At 60.5% G+C, this 16,158-nt stretch carries 15 protein-coding genes; 6 read left to right on the top strand and 9 right to left on the bottom strand.

Features of this window, described 5'->3' with window-relative positions; all coding sequences use genetic code 11:
* Window positions 1-4: 4 nt before the first annotated feature.
* From kaiC to SynA1560_RS03995, 3 genes are all read right to left on the bottom strand, one after another.
* Complete coding sequence (gene kaiC / locus SynA1560_RS04005) at window positions 5-1,540, bottom strand: circadian clock protein KaiC (protein WP_186470362.1); 1,536 nt, start codon at window positions 1,538-1,540, stop codon at window positions 5-7.
* Window positions 1,541-1,606: 66 nt separating this feature from the next.
* Entirely contained in the window at window positions 1,607-1,966 is a 360-nt protein-coding gene (gene kaiB, locus SynA1560_RS04000; RefSeq protein ID WP_186470361.1) for a circadian clock protein KaiB, read from the bottom strand.
* Window positions 1,963-2,853 (bottom strand): circadian clock protein KaiA, encoded by an 891-nt coding sequence (locus SynA1560_RS03995; protein WP_186470360.1) that lies wholly within the window; start codon window positions 2,851-2,853, stop codon window positions 1,963-1,965. The genes kaiB and SynA1560_RS03995 overlap by 4 nt, the downstream gene beginning before the upstream one ends.
* 128 nt (window positions 2,854-2,981) lie before the next feature.
* Here SynA1560_RS03995 and rplU point away from each other — a divergent pair, with 128 nt between their 5' ends.
* Window positions 2,982-3,356, top strand: a complete 375-nt coding sequence (gene rplU, locus SynA1560_RS03990; RefSeq protein WP_186470359.1) for a 50S ribosomal protein L21 — start codon at window positions 2,982-2,984, stop codon at window positions 3,354-3,356.
* 48 nt (window positions 3,357-3,404) lie between these two features.
* The gene (gene rpmA, locus SynA1560_RS03985) at window positions 3,405-3,671 is read left to right on the top strand and encodes a 50S ribosomal protein L27 (RefSeq protein ID WP_186470358.1); all 267 of its coding nucleotides are present in this window, start codon (window positions 3,405-3,407) and stop codon (window positions 3,669-3,671) included.
* Between the two features lie 34 nt (window positions 3,672-3,705).
* On the opposite strand, the gene SynA1560_RS03980 is transcribed toward rpmA, so the two are convergent.
* Window positions 3,706-4,167, bottom strand: a complete 462-nt coding sequence (locus tag SynA1560_RS03980) for a DUF2127 domain-containing protein (protein ID WP_186501220.1) — start codon at window positions 4,165-4,167, stop codon at window positions 3,706-3,708.
* A 7-nt stretch (window positions 4,168-4,174) separates the two neighbouring features.
* On the bottom strand, window positions 4,175-4,939 hold the full coding sequence (locus SynA1560_RS03975; protein ID WP_186501219.1) for a bifunctional 2-polyprenyl-6-hydroxyphenol methylase/3-demethylubiquinol 3-O-methyltransferase UbiG: 765 nt from the start codon (window positions 4,937-4,939) through the stop codon (window positions 4,175-4,177).
* A gap of 92 nt (window positions 4,940-5,031) precedes the next feature.
* Here SynA1560_RS03975 and truB point away from each other — a divergent pair, with 92 nt between their 5' ends.
* Together truB and SynA1560_RS03965 are read left to right on the top strand one after the other, a co-directional pair.
* Complete coding sequence (gene truB, locus SynA1560_RS03970; protein WP_186501218.1) at window positions 5,032-5,928, top strand: tRNA pseudouridine(55) synthase TruB; 897 nt, start codon at window positions 5,032-5,034, stop codon at window positions 5,926-5,928.
* A gap of 50 nt (window positions 5,929-5,978) precedes the next feature.
* On the top strand, window positions 5,979-6,725 hold the full coding sequence (locus tag SynA1560_RS03965; RefSeq protein ID WP_186501217.1) for a YebC/PmpR family DNA-binding transcriptional regulator: 747 nt from the start codon (window positions 5,979-5,981) through the stop codon (window positions 6,723-6,725).
* Window positions 6,726-7,961: 1,236 nt separating this feature from the next.
* On the opposite strand, the gene SynA1560_RS03960 is transcribed toward SynA1560_RS03965, so the two are convergent.
* Window positions 7,962-8,225, bottom strand: a complete 264-nt coding sequence (locus SynA1560_RS03960) for a hypothetical protein (RefSeq protein WP_186501216.1) — start codon at window positions 8,223-8,225, stop codon at window positions 7,962-7,964.
* A 134-nt stretch (window positions 8,226-8,359) separates the two neighbouring features.
* On the opposite strand from SynA1560_RS03960, the gene SynA1560_RS03955 reads away from it, so the two are divergent.
* Window positions 8,360-8,593, top strand: coding sequence for a hypothetical protein (locus SynA1560_RS03955; RefSeq protein WP_186501215.1), 234 nt, complete (start codon window positions 8,360-8,362; stop codon window positions 8,591-8,593).
* Between the two features lie 606 nt (window positions 8,594-9,199).
* Here SynA1560_RS03955 and SynA1560_RS03950 read toward each other — a convergent pair.
* The 3 genes from SynA1560_RS03950 to SynA1560_RS03940 are packed head-to-tail and all read right to left on the bottom strand — an operon-like array spanning window position 9,200 to window position 15,070.
* Complete coding sequence (locus tag SynA1560_RS03950) at window positions 9,200-12,913, bottom strand: hydantoinase B/oxoprolinase family protein (protein ID WP_186501214.1); 3,714 nt, start codon at window positions 12,911-12,913, stop codon at window positions 9,200-9,202.
* Window positions 12,910-13,695 (bottom strand): glucosamine-6-phosphate deaminase, encoded by a 786-nt coding sequence (locus SynA1560_RS03945; protein WP_370523182.1) that lies wholly within the window; start codon window positions 13,693-13,695, stop codon window positions 12,910-12,912. Before SynA1560_RS03945 ends, SynA1560_RS03950 begins: the two co-directional genes overlap by 4 nt.
* 16 nt (window positions 13,696-13,711) lie before the next feature.
* The gene (locus tag SynA1560_RS03940; protein WP_186501571.1) at window positions 13,712-15,070 is read right to left on the bottom strand and encodes a SpoIID/LytB domain-containing protein; all 1,359 of its coding nucleotides are present in this window, start codon (window positions 15,068-15,070) and stop codon (window positions 13,712-13,714) included.
* A 108-nt stretch (window positions 15,071-15,178) separates the two neighbouring features.
* Here SynA1560_RS03940 and rnz point away from each other — a divergent pair, with 108 nt between their 5' ends.
* Window positions 15,179-16,150 carry a ribonuclease Z gene (rnz, locus tag SynA1560_RS03935; protein WP_186501213.1) on the top strand — a complete coding sequence of 324 codons (972 nt, stop codon included), beginning with the start codon at window positions 15,179-15,181 and terminating at the stop codon, window positions 16,148-16,150.
* The last annotated feature ends 8 nt before the right edge of the window (window positions 16,151-16,158 follow it).

The following is a 16,158-nucleotide window of genomic DNA, read 5'->3' as shown; positions in this document are numbered from 1 at the left end:
GGCGTCAGTCAGTCGCAACGCCGCGGGCGATGCGCGATAGCTCGCTGCGTTCATCGGTGGTGACCCGGTGGGGAACACCGGAGATGATCCGCTCGAAGTTGGAGAAGGAGTCCTTGATCTGTGGACCATTGCCTGTGATCACGAATTCGCGGATGCCCTTGTCATGCCAGGAGCCACGCATCTTGAACACGTTCACGGCACGGGCCATTTCACCGCGAATCTCCACATATTGGAGCAGCAGGATGGTGTCGGTAATTGTGGAGATGTGGGAGTCGGTAATGGAGTGCGATCCCATGAACTCCTCGGAGGTGTTCGTAAAGAAGCCTGCGATTTCCTCCTGCTTGGCGTAACCCGTGACGCCGATCACGAACTGACGGAAGGCGTTATGACTCACACCCCGCGCGAGGGCAGAGAGGGAGTCGATCGCCATCCGCGACGGCTTGAACTGACTGATCTCGGTCTTGATGATCTGCAGGTGGTCTTCCAATCCAGTGGATTCCGGATAGGCACAAATGATCTTGAGCAAGCCATCCTGCTCCAGCTGCTCGAAGTCAATGCCCCAGCTGGTGGCGTTACGCAGCAGTTGCGCCCTGGATTCCTCATAGGCGAACAAGATCGCGCGTTCCTTGTTACGGCAGGCGTCCTCGATGAATTTGGACACCAGCAACGTCTTGCCGGTGCCCGTTGCACCGGTGGCCAGGATGATCGAGTCTTTGAAGAATCCACCGCCACACATCTCATCGAGACGAGGCACACCGGAGCTCACCCGCACATTCGACGAACGCTGCGTAAGACGCATCGCTCCCAGCGGGAAGATGCTGATGCCATGGGCGCCCATGGTGAAGGGGAACTCCCCTTTCATGTGTGTGGTGCCGCGCAGCTTGAGAATTTCCACCGTCCGACGGCGACGTTCTCCTTCGAGAACGTTGCGCAGAATCACCACGTTGTCGGAGACGAACTCCTCTACGCCGTAACGCGCGATCGGACCGTATTCATCGATCCGTTCGGTGGTCATCACCGTGGTGACGCCGATCTCCTTGAGACGAGCAATCAGGCGGAAGATCTCTCGGCGTACCACGAAGACAGCGTCGTACTGCTGGAAGACCGCCGTGATCGAATCGATTGCTACCCGTTTTGCCTTGTATTTGCGGATGGCGTAGTTAATCCGCTCAATTAGCCCGGAGAGGTCAAAGCTGCCGGCCACATCCTGGCCATCCGGATCGGGGGATGCATCCAAAATAAAGAGCTTGTCCTGCTCAACCATCTCCTGCAGGTTCCAGCCGAAGCTGGCGGCATTGCGCAGGATGTCGAGCGGTGACTCCTCAAATGTGACGAAGATGCCCGGTTCGTCGAAGTGAGCGATGCCGTTGTGCAGGAAGTGGAGCGAAAAAACCGTTTTACCTGTACCAGACGTGCCGCTGATCAGGGTGCTGCGACCGATTGGCAGGCCTCCTTGGCAGACATCATCAAAGCCCTCAATCCCTGTTGGGAGCTTCTGAACCTGCATCTGTGGGGAACCACTGGAGCTGGAAATCTGCATAGCGGCAACCTTATGGAGCCAAGCTAAAGAGAAAAGATGTGCTGATCTTCGGGTGCACCGTCGGGCTTAAGAATCTGACTCGACTGTGTCGACACCCTCAAGAGACTCCATCAGAGAAGACGTGAGGCTGTTGTCGGTGAGCTCGTCGTAGAGCAGATCAAGACCGATCAACACCCGTTCCCGATCCGAGAGATCGCCGATGATGCGCCGCACTGGAGGCGGCAAAATCTTGGACAGGGTAGGCGTTGCCAGAATCTTGTCCTCTTCCGCCAGCTGGGGATTTTTAAGCACGTCGATCACCTTCAGGGCGTAGACCCCCTTGAACTCCGTTTCGAGGATGTTGCGCAGGGTTTTGAGCGCCCGCATGGAGTTGGGCGTGTTCCCTGCGACATAGAGCTTCAGGATGTAGGTCTTGCGTGGGCTCATGGGGACACCTCCGGTTCGTTGAGAATGCGACGTTCCCCGGCAGAGGGCATCAAGGGGACCTCAGCAGGAATCGAACGTCGGTACATCTCGCAGAGATGAGCCATGACATCGAGCAACGCGAGGCGATAGTCCTGAAGGAAATCGTTCTTATGTCCTTCAAGTCTGAGTTGCTTCCAGAACTCGTCAATCAGATTCATATGGATCTCCACAGCGCGGGTGATGGGCAGGTCACCGAAAAAGGCCGTGTTCACGAAGCTTTCCAAGGCCTGGTTGGCAGCAGCTGGATCCCGGAAGTAGCTGATGAGCAGATCGCGATAGGTGCGCTGCAATGACTGCACCAGATCGCGCTGTTCATCCAGTGGAAGATTGGCGAGAAACCGTGACGGATCGCGCTTGTAAAAAACGCCGAGGTAACCGAGCCGTTCTTGAAGGCGGCTGGACATCCTCCAGGCGCTGCCATCAATCGAGGGCCTGGCATTTTGCTCAGCGCCATCCTCTGGCATCACCTCTTTCTGGCCTTGACGCAGAAAGCGTGAGATGGCGGCATCCACGTTGTAACCCAGCTGCTCAAGCTGATCTCCAGGGAGATGCACTTCCTCCGGGTGGTAATCCACCCGCCCCATCAAGTCACCCACAACAACGGCTGGAAAAAGCAGACCCTCTTGGCCGAGGGATTCACGGGTTGTGCCATCCAGCAAGGACTGCTCAATGACCACCGCATCCACCGCCTCGCGCTGATGCGACAGCAGCTCCAACACCTGCTGACCCGACTCCACCTCCCCCAGATCCACCGGGGCGTAACGATTCACCGGCAACCACTGACAACACACATCAACCAGTGCTCGAGTGCGCAACAGCAAAGCGATCGTGAGTGCCGGACGGGCCATCCACCGCGACTGGGTCCTGAGGTGAATCTTGACGAAAGGCAGAGCGAAGAACGAAGATCTTTGTTTGTCTTTCGATTGCGGCTCAGGCCGAATCGGCTTGTCCGAGCCTGACCGCGTCTTTTCGTTTCATGGCCGAAACCAGTACCACCACCTCTGCAGCCCCTGAGACGGGCAGCTACGCCATCGTTGAAGCCTCAGGCCAACAGTTCTGGCTGCAACCCAACCGTTATTACGATCTCGACCGCCTCCAGGCCGATGTCGACGCCACGGTGACGCTCGACAATGTGTTGCTCGTGAAGGACGCCAAGGGCACCACACTGGGCAAGCCCTATGTGAAAAACGCCAGTGTCGAACTGAAGGTGATGGCCCACCGCCGCGGTCCCAAGGTGATTGTCTACAAGATGCGCCCCAAGAAGAAGACCCGTCGCAAGAATGGTCATCGTCAAGAACTGACCCGCGTCATGGTTCAGTCCATCTCTGTCGGCGGCAAGGCCATCAGCTGATCAACCCGGTTTCAGCTCGCTACTTACCTCTCCACTCCGTTCCTACTCATGGCTCATAAGAAAGGCACAGGCTCAACACGCAACGGTCGCGATTCCAATTCCAAGCGCCTGGGCGTCAAGGCCTACGGCGGGGAGACCGTCACCGCCGGTTCCATCCTGATCCGTCAGCGCGGCACCGCCGTGCTCCCCGGCATCAACGTCGGACAAGGCAAAGACGACACTCTGTTTGCCCTCACCGATGGCGTGGTCAAGTTCGAGACCATTCGCCGTGGACTACGCAACCGCAAGCGCATCAACATCACAGCATCGATCTGATGCGTTGCCTGATCAGCCCCATGGTGCGTTGGGGTTAATCGTCACGCATCGAACGCAGGGCCTGACGTGTGGTGACCACCAAGCCAAGAACAGTGAGCCCCAGAACGACCAGCGTTCTGGGGCTTTGTTCATGCAGGGCGTGCATGATTTCCAGGGGGAGAGCCAAGGCCAAAATCCCCACCAACAACCACTCACCCCACCGGCGGCCGATCCAGGTGGCCCAGGCCGCCACAATGATCAATACCGCATAGAAACCCGACACCATCGCCAGTCGCATCAGGCGGGTTGGCCCCAGCACAGTTCCCTTCTGCGCCATCGCGGAGAGGAGCTGGCGGTCGGCCTTCCCCCAACTGGCAGCAAAATCTGAAAGCTGCGCGTAGTGCACATCGCCGAACAAGGCCGCCAAGCTGATTAACAACAGCACGACCGCCAGAAGCACTTTCTTGATCACAATCAAGCGGATCAACCAGCGTCCTTGGCCAGCGGATTGGGTCATCGAGTCTTCAAAGGCCACTCTCGAGTGGTCGGTAGACCCGGGTTGTGATCAACAGAGGATGGAACACCTCGAGGAATTGACGCTGAAGGGTGAGGAAGAAGCTGTCCACCAGCTGCGGGTCATCGAAATGAAACGGGTACTCGCCGTCGTGGCCTTTGAAGAAATACCAGTTCAGCAAGGCTCGGCCGTCCGGTGTCAGACGCCGGTGAAACTCCATTAGTTGCTCCGAAGGCTCGGGAAGATGCTCCAACACATCAAGGCACACCACGGTGTCGAATGACTGATCGGGAACGCTGGCAAGATCGCGGTGCACCGACACGCGATCGGACAGACCTAGACGCGCAGCACGATCCTGCACAAACGCCCGGTTCTGCGGATTGAGATCCACGAACCACACATGACGCACACTCTCCAGACCGGCTGCTGCTAGCGCATGGGTGCCAATGCCACCGCCGAAGTCGAGCACATCCCCACGGGCGAACTGCTGCTGCAGTCGCAGGGTGTCGGCGATGTAATCCGCACTGCTGAGGTGCCAGGCCGCTAGCTCAAACAGGTGAGCGGTGCCGACCGTGTCTTCATAGAAATCTGCCGCCCGGTCTGGGTCAAAGGCACCCGGATGCATGGCAGCAAGATCCTCTTTGCTTTGCGGAAGGCGCTCTGCAACCTCCTCAGCGGTCAGACCCAGGTAGGAGGCCAGATGCTCCTTCACCGCAAATCCGCTGGCCAAAAACTCCTGGACGCCCACAGGAGCTGAAGCATGAACAGGCGGCATGGGGCATCAGAGGCGGTTCGGCAAACCTACGCGCGAGCCGGAAACGACCGAGGGCCGGGTGCCACAGTCAGAAGTCCAAACCCCCTTGCACGTTGACAGCGCCCATCGGCTTCGCAGTGATCGACAAGCCAGCGGGCCTCACCTCCCATGCCTGTGTGGCTCGCATCCGCAGGGTGCTGGGGACCCGCCGCGTCGGCCATGGCGGCACCCTCGATCCTGCCGTGACCGGCGTGCTGCCCATCGCTGTGGGCCAGGCCACTCGGCTGCTGCCCTATCTGCCTGGCGACAAGACCTACCGCGGCGTGATCCAGCTCGGGGTGACCACCGGCACCGATGACCTGCAGGGAGCGGTGCTGAGCCGCAAGCCGCCGCCGGAGCTGAACCGCATCAGCCTGGAGCAGGCTCTGTCGGTGTTCCGCGGCAGCATCAGTCAACGTCCTCCCCAGGTCTCCGCCGTGCACGTTGATGGAGAACGGGCCCACGCCCGGGCCCGACGCGGTGAAGTGATGGACTTACCGGCCCGCACGGTGACCCTGCATCGGCTGGAACTGCTGAACTGGGACCCGGCGCAGGCTCAACTGGAGGTGGAGGTCCACTGCACAGCGGGCACTTACATCCGATCGCTGGCAAGGGACCTGGGCGAAGCGCTCGGCTGCGGTGGAGCCCTCGCCGAGCTGCGGCGCATCGAGGCCCTGGGTTTCCGCGCTGATCAGGCCGTCCCCCTTCCTGAAGCACCCGAGCAGGTGGGGGCTGGAAGCTTGACACTGCTGCGCCCGGAACTGGCGCTGCCGCATCTCCCGCAACGAATGCTGACTGCCAGCGAGCAGGAGGACTGGAGCTGTGGGCGCAGGCTCGGACCTGACCCCCATGGAACGCCACCAGCCGATGCAGTCGTTGTGATCAGCGAAGGGGGGCGGATGCTCGGACTTGGACTGCTGGACGGCGAGGGTGGGCTGAAACCCAAGGTGGTGTTCGAAGCCCGGGGCTGAAGCCAGAAGCCTGGGTAGGTTTCAGGCAAAGACAGACATCGAAGCCGCCGATGGCAGGCCACAGCAAATGGTCCCAAATCAAGCGAACCAAAGCTGTGGTCGATGCCAAGCGAGGGGCTGTGTTCACCCGTATCGGTCGCGAAATCACGGTGGCCGCACGCCAGGGCAGTGATCCGGAGGGCAACTTTCAGCTGCGCACCGCCATTGCCAAGGCCAAAGCCGCCGGCGTGCCGGCGGGGAACATCGAACGCGCCATCGCCAAGGGATCCGGACAGGGCGGCGACGGCGTGCACCTGGAAGCGATGCGCTACGAGGGCTACGGCCCTGGTGGCATGGCGGTACTGGTGGAAGTCCTGAGCGACAACCGCAACCGAACGGCGGCGGAACTGCGTCTGGCCTTCAGCAAGCACGGCGGCAACCTGGGCGAGACCGGTTGCGTCAGCTACCTCTTCCAGCATCGAAGCGAAGTGCGGATCAAAGCCAACGACCTGGATGAGGACACTCTGCTGGACGCGCTGATGGAACTGGATGCCGACGGCTATGAGCTCACCCAGGCTGACCAGGCGATAGTGCACGGTCCCTACGAAGCACTCGAAGCCCTGCAGATCGGCCTGCGGACATGGGGCTTTGACGTCGAAGAGTGGGAACACTGCTGGCATCCCCTGACCCAGGTCACACCCAGTGATCAGCCCACAGCACAGGAAAGCCTCAAATTGCTGCAGGCCCTAGAAGATCTCGATGACGTGAGCTGCGTCAGCTCCAATCTGGGCCTACCCGCAGAGACACAGGTCGGCTGATGCAAAAGGGCGGACACTGATCCAGCAGGTCAGTGCGCACGACAGACCAGCCGCACAAGGACAGGCAATACTTGTCAAAGCCCTGAACCGACTGAAACAACTGGAGACATCAAAAGTAGTGACGCCTGTTGACAGTGAAAGGATTAGAGAGCCTTGGCGAAAATCCCGTACGCGGCGTAGCAAATCTATTGCTGCTAGAGGATACTTGCGTGCTTGGTAATTCAAAAACTCTCTAACTTGAAACTCAAGAGTTGCGATTCACGAGTTGCAATCACTTTAAGGTGAGTTGCGATGATGTCTGCCAACAGCTTTGCACTCTTTAAGTGGTCAAAGCATCGCTTTAACGAGTCACTCCTCAGAAGTTCTTCCAGTCATAAATGTGTTTATTCGCGATGTTGATCGCAATGGTTCGATTTTTTGAAGGGAGATCGCGAACAACAATCGTTGCGTCCCAATGTTTTCACTTGAAGTTCTACTTAGCTGTAAACCTAGGGACTTCAAGATTTCCGACAGAGATTCTCTCACCGTTTACCCGTCTTATCTCTTATCCGCCAACCGAGAAAGTCGCAAAATGCCACGGCTGATCCTCTGCAAAAGCTTAGTTCATCTATTCGCTCATTCGCTTGACCGCTAAACAGATCTATTTTCTCTCGAGAAAAATCTGCTAAATTGCTTAAAAATACGATATTAATAGTATCCAATTAGAAGTGATTGAGAGGATGAATTTTCAGAGTCCCTTCCCCCGATTCACACCATTGCGTCTCCAATCCGAATGTTTGAAACCCATTCGAGTGAAACCGGACCCTTCCCTCATCCCCTTTTCGAGGGATCACACTCATCAAAACCGCTCGTTGATCGCTAGGCCATCAAAGTCAAAGTGGCCAGAAGAGCCCCGAGGATGTCGCCAGACTTTGAAATCAAAGCGAGACCCATGCACCCACCAACAGAAGAAACGCGGTGGGGTCCTCCCGAAACTGCCAGAAAACTGCATTTGGAATCAAGAAAAAAACCCGCTGCTTGCGCAAGCGGGCTTTCGGTGGAGAAGAGCCACGCCACCCGTGGCGCTACCAAAATTGCATGCTGATGCGACCAAGAGACGATCCCAACCACTGCTTTGTGAGGATTTGATCACGACTTCGAGAGCAATCGCGTGCCGCGTTCAACGACGTCCCAGCCCTTGAACACGACAGAATTCACAAATTGGGCTTGTCGGTGCAGTGCGACGCAGCTCAGGGATCAGGGGCTGCACCACCCCGCCAACCCACCTTGATCACGCGCTGCCAGGCATTGACAGCGCTGGTCGAGCATGCGGCGATGGCTCTGAGAAACAGACGCATGGGAAGCACCCATCGGTACAAACTCAACGCCACCCATTGGGCCTGGGGTGATGCGCTGAGTTCTGAATTGCACGAGCAGCCACTGAGCACTATTCACCGAACAGCCTTCGCTGCCGATCGAGCGAGGCGGCTTATGGGTGGTGCGACCAGAACGATCCTGCATGCTGAGCAGCTGGACGGCTGAGGGCAACGCGATGGCCAACAGCGCTGCAAAATCCCAGTTGATATGAGCAACGCACGGGATCGGGAGGGCCTTCCTTCACAGCATCGAGCACTGGCCGAACCGGAGCTAAAGCCATGGTCAAAAAGGCCGGCTATTCCATGGATGAGAGTGACCACCTCCTCCCCTCTCTAGACACCAACGACAGCGTCAGCGCGTCGAGCACAACAAAAGCGCAGGCAATCGCAACACAAACAGATCAACCATCAGCTCCGGTCGCAGGCAACCAAGGCAGCTTTTTTCATCGTTCAAGCATTAACTTCCCTGAAGCGATTGACCACTTTTTGGCTTTTATCACAGCAAATTCATGAAGCCAGGTAACAAGACGCTGTAGCCTGAATCAAATAGCAATCTTCCGAAACATTGGAGCTGCTGATTCCCTTTAGATTCTTTGGCGCGTTGCTGGTGGGCTCATCCCTACTGCTCATGGCACAGAATCGAAAAGAGCTCTTACTGCTCGGCAGTACGTTTCTGATTGGTCTTGGAGCACTTGAAATCTGCCTAAGGGTTGTCGGCTATTGAGCCACCGAGTAATTGCCCAAGCAAATTCTGAAGCCTTTGCATAGTCCACACGGTGATGCAATGAAGCAATCACACCTGGCCTGAAGGGCGTTCATGGCCTGAATGAGCAATGGTCGAAAGTTCCATCAACGGTCATTGTGAATTGGCTTGGCAGCTGATGAACGTCGCAGAGCAACCGCATCAAGTTTTCACGATCGATTGCCAAGCATTCACCATTTCCCTTCCAGGTCAGGCCCAGTCGTTGCTGGCAGCGAGCCGTGTGGGTTTTGACATCGTCAACAAAGTCAACCTCCCTTGAGCGGATGATTTTCTGTTCACCAGAAAGACAAAAGCCATCGCAGTCGGAGTCCTGGCGTGACTACCACCGGCAGAGTCTGCCCCTGACGAGCTCACCATCAGGCGTCCCGCCGCTCGACCACTGAAGATGGGGATCCCCATCCACCGCCACCCGGCGTGGCAATCAACAAGCGATCGCCAGGGCTGACAGCAAGCTGCACGCAACCGGCAAGCGATTCGACCGTGCCGTCGGCGCGGGTGAGCTGAGCACTTCCTGGGGCCCCAGGATCACCGCCGGCCAATCCGAACGGTGCCACTGTTCTTGACCCCGACAGCAACGCAGCCGTCATCGGCTGCAAAAAACGAATCTCACGCAGCAAACCATCACCGCCCCTCCAACGCCCGGCGCCACCGCTGCCGCGGCGGAAACCAAACTGTTCTAGTTGCACCGGAAAACGCTGCTCAAGGATTTCAGGGTCGGTGAGCCTGGAGTTGGTCATGTGGGTCTGCACACCGCTGGAGCCGCTGAACCCCTCTCCCGCCCCCCCGCCGCCGGCGATGGTTTCGTAGTACTGGCGTCGACCGTCACCGAAGGTGAGGTTGTTCATCGTTCCCTGAGCGGCAGCCATCACGCCGAAACAGGCAAACAGCAGATTGCAGACCGCTTGAGAGGTCTCCACATTGCCCGCCACCACGGCGGCTGGCGGCCTGGGATTCAGCAGAGACCCCTCAGGAACCAGCAGAGTGAGCGGCAGGAAGCAGCCTGCGTTCAGTGGAATGGGCTCATCCACCAGACAACGCAGGACGTAAAGCACCGCGGCCTTGGTCACCGCCAGAGGGGCATGGAAGTTGTGATACCCCTGGGCGCTGGTACCACTGAAATCGAGCGTGGCACTTCGTTGCTCCCGATCCATGCGCACGGCGAGCGTCAGGCACGCGCCGTTATCCAGCTCCACCTGGAACGCCCGATCCTGAAAGCCATCGAGCAGCCGACGAACGGTGGCAGCCGCGTGATCCTGAACATGCTGCAGATAGCCGAGCAGACGGGCCTCACCCTCGATCTGCAGCAACTCCTGCAACAGATCCACCCCCAGATGATTGGCGGCCGACTGGGCCTGCAGATCAGCCCACAGCAGCGCAAGATCCCGTGGCGGGATGGCCGCCTCCTGCAGACAGGCGACCCATGACGCATGGCACAGCTCACCCGCGCGGATGAGCCAGTGATTGCGCACCAGCCAACCCTCCTGATCAATGGTCTGGCTGAAAGGAGGCATCGACCCAGGGGTGAGCCCACCCACATCAGCGTGGTGACCACGGCAAGCCACAAAGGCAAAGGGGTGGGGTGCTCCCGGCGCAAACACCGGCGTGATGGCGGTGATGTCGGGAAGATGGGTGCCACCGTGAAAGGGATCGTTGCTGATCACGGTGTCGCCAGCCACCAGAGCCGGACGCTCACCGCGCTGGATCTGCGCCAGAAGATCAGCGACCGCATCCCCCATCGAACCCAGATGCACGGGAATGTGCGGTGCGTTAGCCACCAACGCCCCACGGGCATCAAACAGCGCACAGGAGAAGTCCAGCCGCTCGCGGATATTCACGGAGCGACTGGTCTGGCGCAGGCGCTCGCCCATGCGCTCGGCGATCTGCATGAACCGGTGATGAAAGAGGCTCAGATCCACAGGATCCGGCCGGGCGTCCACCTCACCGGGCGTGATCACCGCGTCGTTACTGCTGGGTGTCCTGCGGGACGGCGTCAGCGGATGGTGTTGCAGCAACACGCTGCCATCGCTCGAACGGCAAGCCGTCCAGGCCGGTTCCAGCACAATGCCAGCGGTGGGATCCAGGATCAGAGCCGGACCTTCCAGGGGCTGATCCAGAGGCAGCTGCCAACGCTGCAGCACCGGCACATCGCACCATCCAGCCTCTCGCCAATGCACGCGCGCACGCCGCAGGGCTGCTGGCGAGGGGGTCCCTCCCTCAGCCTCTGCAGCCAGAACACAGGCGTCATCCAGCCGCTGCGTCTCCAACACCTCCACCTCCAGGCGCTCGGCCATCAGCGGAGCCGTGCGGGAGGCGACGTAACCGAAGCGCAGCCGATGGGCGCGATCGAACTGGTCCTCCATCCAATGGAGCGATAGAGCTTCTGGGTTGGGCTCCAGGCTGAGAATCAGGCCCTGCTCGGATGATGCATCACGAAGCTCGAGCCGGATTTGATGGTCCAAGGCGCCAGTACTGCCGCTGCCTTCCCGGTGCAGGGCGTCCGTGGCGCTACCCAAATCGGCGCGGACCATCGACGGCAACCGCTTCAGCAAGTCAGCGTCCAAAGGTCGGCGGATGGCCCGTTGATGCAGCTGCCGCTGCCGCGCCTGGCCGATGCCATAGGCCGACAGCACACCCGCCAGCGGATGCAGCAGCACCTCTTGCAATCCCAGAGCTTCCGCCAATCGACAGGCCAGCTGACCGGCGGCGCCGCCGTAAGCGATCAAGACGCCTCCGCGGATGTCATGCCCGCGAAACAACGACACCTGACGAATGGCCGCAGCCATGGCATCGACCGCCAGATCGAGAGCGCCTTCCGCCAGTTGTTCCGGGGTCTGACCCAGCTCCGAGGAAAGCCTGTGAAAGCCTGCACGGGTGGCCTCCAGATCCGGGCGCTGATCCCTCGCCGGACCGAACACAGCAGGAAATGCCCCTGCCTGGAGCCGGCCGAGCAGCAGGTGGGCGTCGGTGAGGGTAAGCGGACCGCCATTGCGATAGCAGGCCGGTCCTGGATCGGCTCCGGCGGACCGAGGCCCCACCAATAGTCGTCCGGCATCCGGCTCGATGATCGAGCCACCTCCGGCCGCAACGGTGTGAATCGGCAGGCGCGAGGCCGTCAACAGCAACCCGGCGATCTCGGTCTCGGCACTGCGTTCCCAGTCGCGATCAGCCGCACCAGCCGGCAGGCAGAACACATCCGTGCTGGTGCCGCCCATATCAACCCCCACTAGCGCCTTCGCCCCCAGGCCCGCCCGCTGGGCGGCAGCAACCGCGCCGACCATGCCGCCGGCGGGCCCCGACAGGATCGTGTCCTTGGCCAGCAAGGTTCCGGAGGACTGCAGCGCCCCGCTTGAGGTCATCACTTGCAGGCGCATGCGGTCCCCGAGGGCCCGTTGCACCTGTTTCAGATATGCGGAGAGCACCGGCCGCACCGCGGCCTCCACCAGCGTGGTTTGACCGCGCGGGACCAGACGCGGCATCGGGCTGGCCTGGTGCGAACACACCACCGTCTCAAAACCAAGCGCAAGCACCAGCTCCGCTAGCGACTGTTCATGCACCGGATCACGCCAGGCATGCATCAGCGCAATGGCGCAGCAGCGGATTCCGGCCTGATGGTGACGACTCAATCGCTGGCGCAGCCCGGCTCCGAGCTGCAATGGAGCGATCTCATGGCCCTCCGCATCCAGACGGCCATCCACCTCTTCCACAGCCGTAATCAGGGATGGCGGCTCGGGGATCGCCAAGGCAAACAGATCCTGTCGATGCTGATCACCGATGCGCAGCAGATCCGCCAGCCCCCTGTTGGTGAGAAGTAGCACGGGATCACCGGCCCCCTCCAGCAAGGCGTTGGTGGCCACGGTGGTGCCCAGCCGAAATTCATCAATCAAACCGGGAGCGATGGGCTGGCTAGGACGCAGACCCAGGAGCGCGCGGATCGCCGCAACAGCGGGGTCTCCAAGAACACCTGGTTGGACGGACAGCACCTTGCGCACCACGAGCTGCCCGTCGGGTTTCCGACCCACCAGGTCGGTGAAGGTGCCGCCGCGGTCAATCCAGAACTGCCAACCGCTCAAGAGCTGGGGAGGTGTGCACTGGCCGCATCATCCACCCACAGATGCACGCTGGGATGGCGCTGCAGCCAGCTGGCCGGCACCGCATTCTGGCAGGGCTCCAGCAAGGCCTTGCGCAGAATCTCCGCCTTGGCGGCACCGGTCACGATCAAATGGATTTCGTCGGCCGAAAGGATGTCGTCGAGGCCAAGGGTGATCGCCTGCGAGGGAACGGCGGCGGGATCGCCCCCAAAGGCTCCGGCATTCTGCAGTCGCGTGGCCGGCTGCAACGTCACCACACGGCAAGCCGCATCGGCGGCGGAAGGCGGTTCGTTGAATCCCACATGTCCATTCCCTCCGAGGCCCAGTAACTGCAGCCCAATGCCCCCGGCCTGGCGCAAATCAGCGCGATAACGAAGCGCCTCAATGGCAGGGTCCGCCGCCATGCCATCCGGCAGCCGCAAGTGAGAAGCAGGCAGCTGCAGAGGATCACCAAGCTGCGACTGCATGTAGAAGGCAAAACTTCTCGGATCACTGCTGGGTAACCCCACATATTCATCGAGGTTGAAACTCCTCCAACGACGTCTCAAGTGCGCAAGGCGCTGCTCAGGCCACCGCATCAGACGGTGCACCAACTCCCGATACAAAGGCTCCATGGTGCGCCCGGTCGCCAGTCCCAGTGGTTTGAACGAGTGCTGATTCAGAGCTGCAGCGAGATGCATCTCAAGGTGATCCGTTACTGCCTGCATCAAGGCCACCGGCTCTGGCCGGCGTTGCACCACGAGGCGAGTGGAAAGCAGAGGCACGCAGCGTCAGGAGAGCTCAACTCCTCCACACTGGCCCGGATGGGGGGCTCGCTGCCACCGAGGGGTCATCACCTGGGCGATAGGGCCTGATCAGGGCACCGCGGTAGTAGTGACGGAGAATCTCGCGAAAATCGGCCCCCTTGAGTGCCAGGCCGTGCGCTCCCCACTGGCTCATGCCGACACCATGGCCGAAACCTCGCCCCCTCGCCTCGAGCACTGGCGCCTCGATGGGAGCGGTAGCTCTTGCAGGCGCCGAGGTAGGCAGCTCTGGCAGCGGTGGTGGCGTGGGAGGAGGCGCGAGCGACCCCACCCGCAAGGGCTGCACTGGCGCGGGCGATGGTGATGGCGACACCTTGAGACCACTAACGGAGTCACGCCAAAGACCAATCAACTGCGGCGCGGGCTCAGCCCTATCTGGCCCCATGCGAGGTTCCGACCCTTCGCTGGCCCCAGCACCCTGCAACATTGAAAACTGCACCATGGTGCTTTTCAAACCAAGCCGTTGACGCAGCTCACGCCCTGTCAGCACCAGCGATCCACGCGGCCCCTGAATCCGGGCTGAACGCACCCGCCCCGTGGAACTTGTGGCGAGAACACTCAGCTGGTTGACGCCTCCAGTTTCCTGAAAACGACGACGCAACTCAAGGGCATCGAACTGTTGATTCCAACGATGCACCGGACTGTGGTCATCGTGGTCCGCAACGCTCACCAAGTAAGGATGCTGGGTTCTCCAGACCTCACCACTGGGCTCAGTGGCCCCACCGGAACTGCTGTGAAACACAGCGTTGATTAAGCGTCCGCCATGCACCAACACAAGGGAGCGGGTTGTGGCCACCGCCTCGAGGGTGCTGGGGGTCTCCGATTCGATGCCCTTATAAACCTGGCTGCTCACAGTGGCCCGCACGTCGAAATCCCCTTTGCTCCCCCGTTGGCGCAGGGCATAGGTGCGAGCCGCCACAGCCTGGGCCTGGAGAGCGGCCAGGGGCCACTTTGACGGCATTTCACTGCCGACAACGCTGGACAAATAGGTCTCAATGCCCAGCTGATTGATGGCCAGAATCCTGCCGTCACGCACGAGCAGTCGCAGGTCACCGCGGTAACGCCGTGTGCCCAGCCAGATGCCCCGGGGATCATCGCTGCTGATCCGGAGTGAGGTCGCCACCCCGCCTCCGGCAAGATGCAGTCGACCGCCACGCAGCTGAACCTTTAAACGCTTAAGACGCCGCTCCTGATGCCCCAGACCGCGCACCCGCAACGGCTCATCAGCATCGGCCCGCAGCAGCAGCTGCGAGTCCTCCGCCACCAGCACCCGCATCTGGGGCTCCTGGAGGGTGATCGCAGCCCGCGGTTCAGCCGCCAGCACCACCAGGGCCATGGAGAGGGGCAGGAGCACTCCAGTGAGGGCGAGGGGGACTCAGTGTGCCCCGCCTGAAGCGATACAGCCAGGCCTGCATGGCAGATTGACCATTGAGCCCGCCCGATCGTGCAGGTCACCTTTCTCGGCACCAGTTCCGGAGTTCCAACGCGCACGCGCAACGTTTCAGCGGTGGCGGTCCGACTGCCTCAGCGCGCTGAGCTGTGGTTGTTCGACTGCGGAGAAGGCACCCAGCACCAGTTCATGCGCAGTGATCTGCGCCTGTCGCAACTGCGCAGGATCTTCGTCACCCACATGCATGGGGATCACGTGTTCGGACTGCCTGGGCTGCTGGCCAGCCTCGGGCTCAGCGGCAGCAGCAACGGCGTGGATCTCTATGGGCCTGATCCGCTCGACAACTATCTACAGGGGGTGCTGCGCACGAGCTCCACGCGGATCGGCTACCCCCTGACGGTGCATCGGGTGCGCGAGGCCGCCGAAACCGATCGGGTCGTCTTCGAAGACGACGACCTCCGTGTGCGCACGACGCCACTTCACCATCGGGTGCCGGCCTACGCGTACCGCATCGATCAGAAACCGCGTCCTGGCCGGTTTGATGTGCAAAAAGCCCAGGAGCTCAACATCCCGCCCGGGCCGGTTTACGCCGCCCTGAAACGCGGAGAGACCGTGACGCTGGAGGACGGACGCCGCATTGATGGACAGGAGCTTTGCGGACCGGAACGTTTAGGAGCCAGCCTCATGTACTGCACCGACACGGTGTTCTGCGAAGCAGCCGTGCAGCTCGCTGAAGGGGCGGATCTCTTGATTCATGAATCGACCTTCTCCCACGCAGAAGCCGACATGGCGTTTCAGAAACAGCACTCCACCAGCACCATGGCGGCTCAGACGGCCAGAGAAGCCGGCGTTGGCCAGCTGGTGCTGACCCATCTCAGCCCCCGCTATGCCCCTGGAAACGCAGTGACAGCAGACGATCTTCTCGCCGAAGCGCAAGCCATCTTCCCCAACACGATCTTGGCCAAGGACTTCCTCTCCCTGGACGTGACCCCCAGCATCCAGGACTCCTGCTGCAACAGTTCGTGATCGCCGGA

The organism is Synechococcus sp. A15-60 (genome assembly GCF_014280095.1).
GTDB lineage: Bacteria > Cyanobacteriota > Cyanobacteriia > PCC-6307 > Cyanobiaceae > Synechococcus_C.
This window is presented reverse-complemented; position numbering and strand designations above follow the sequence as displayed.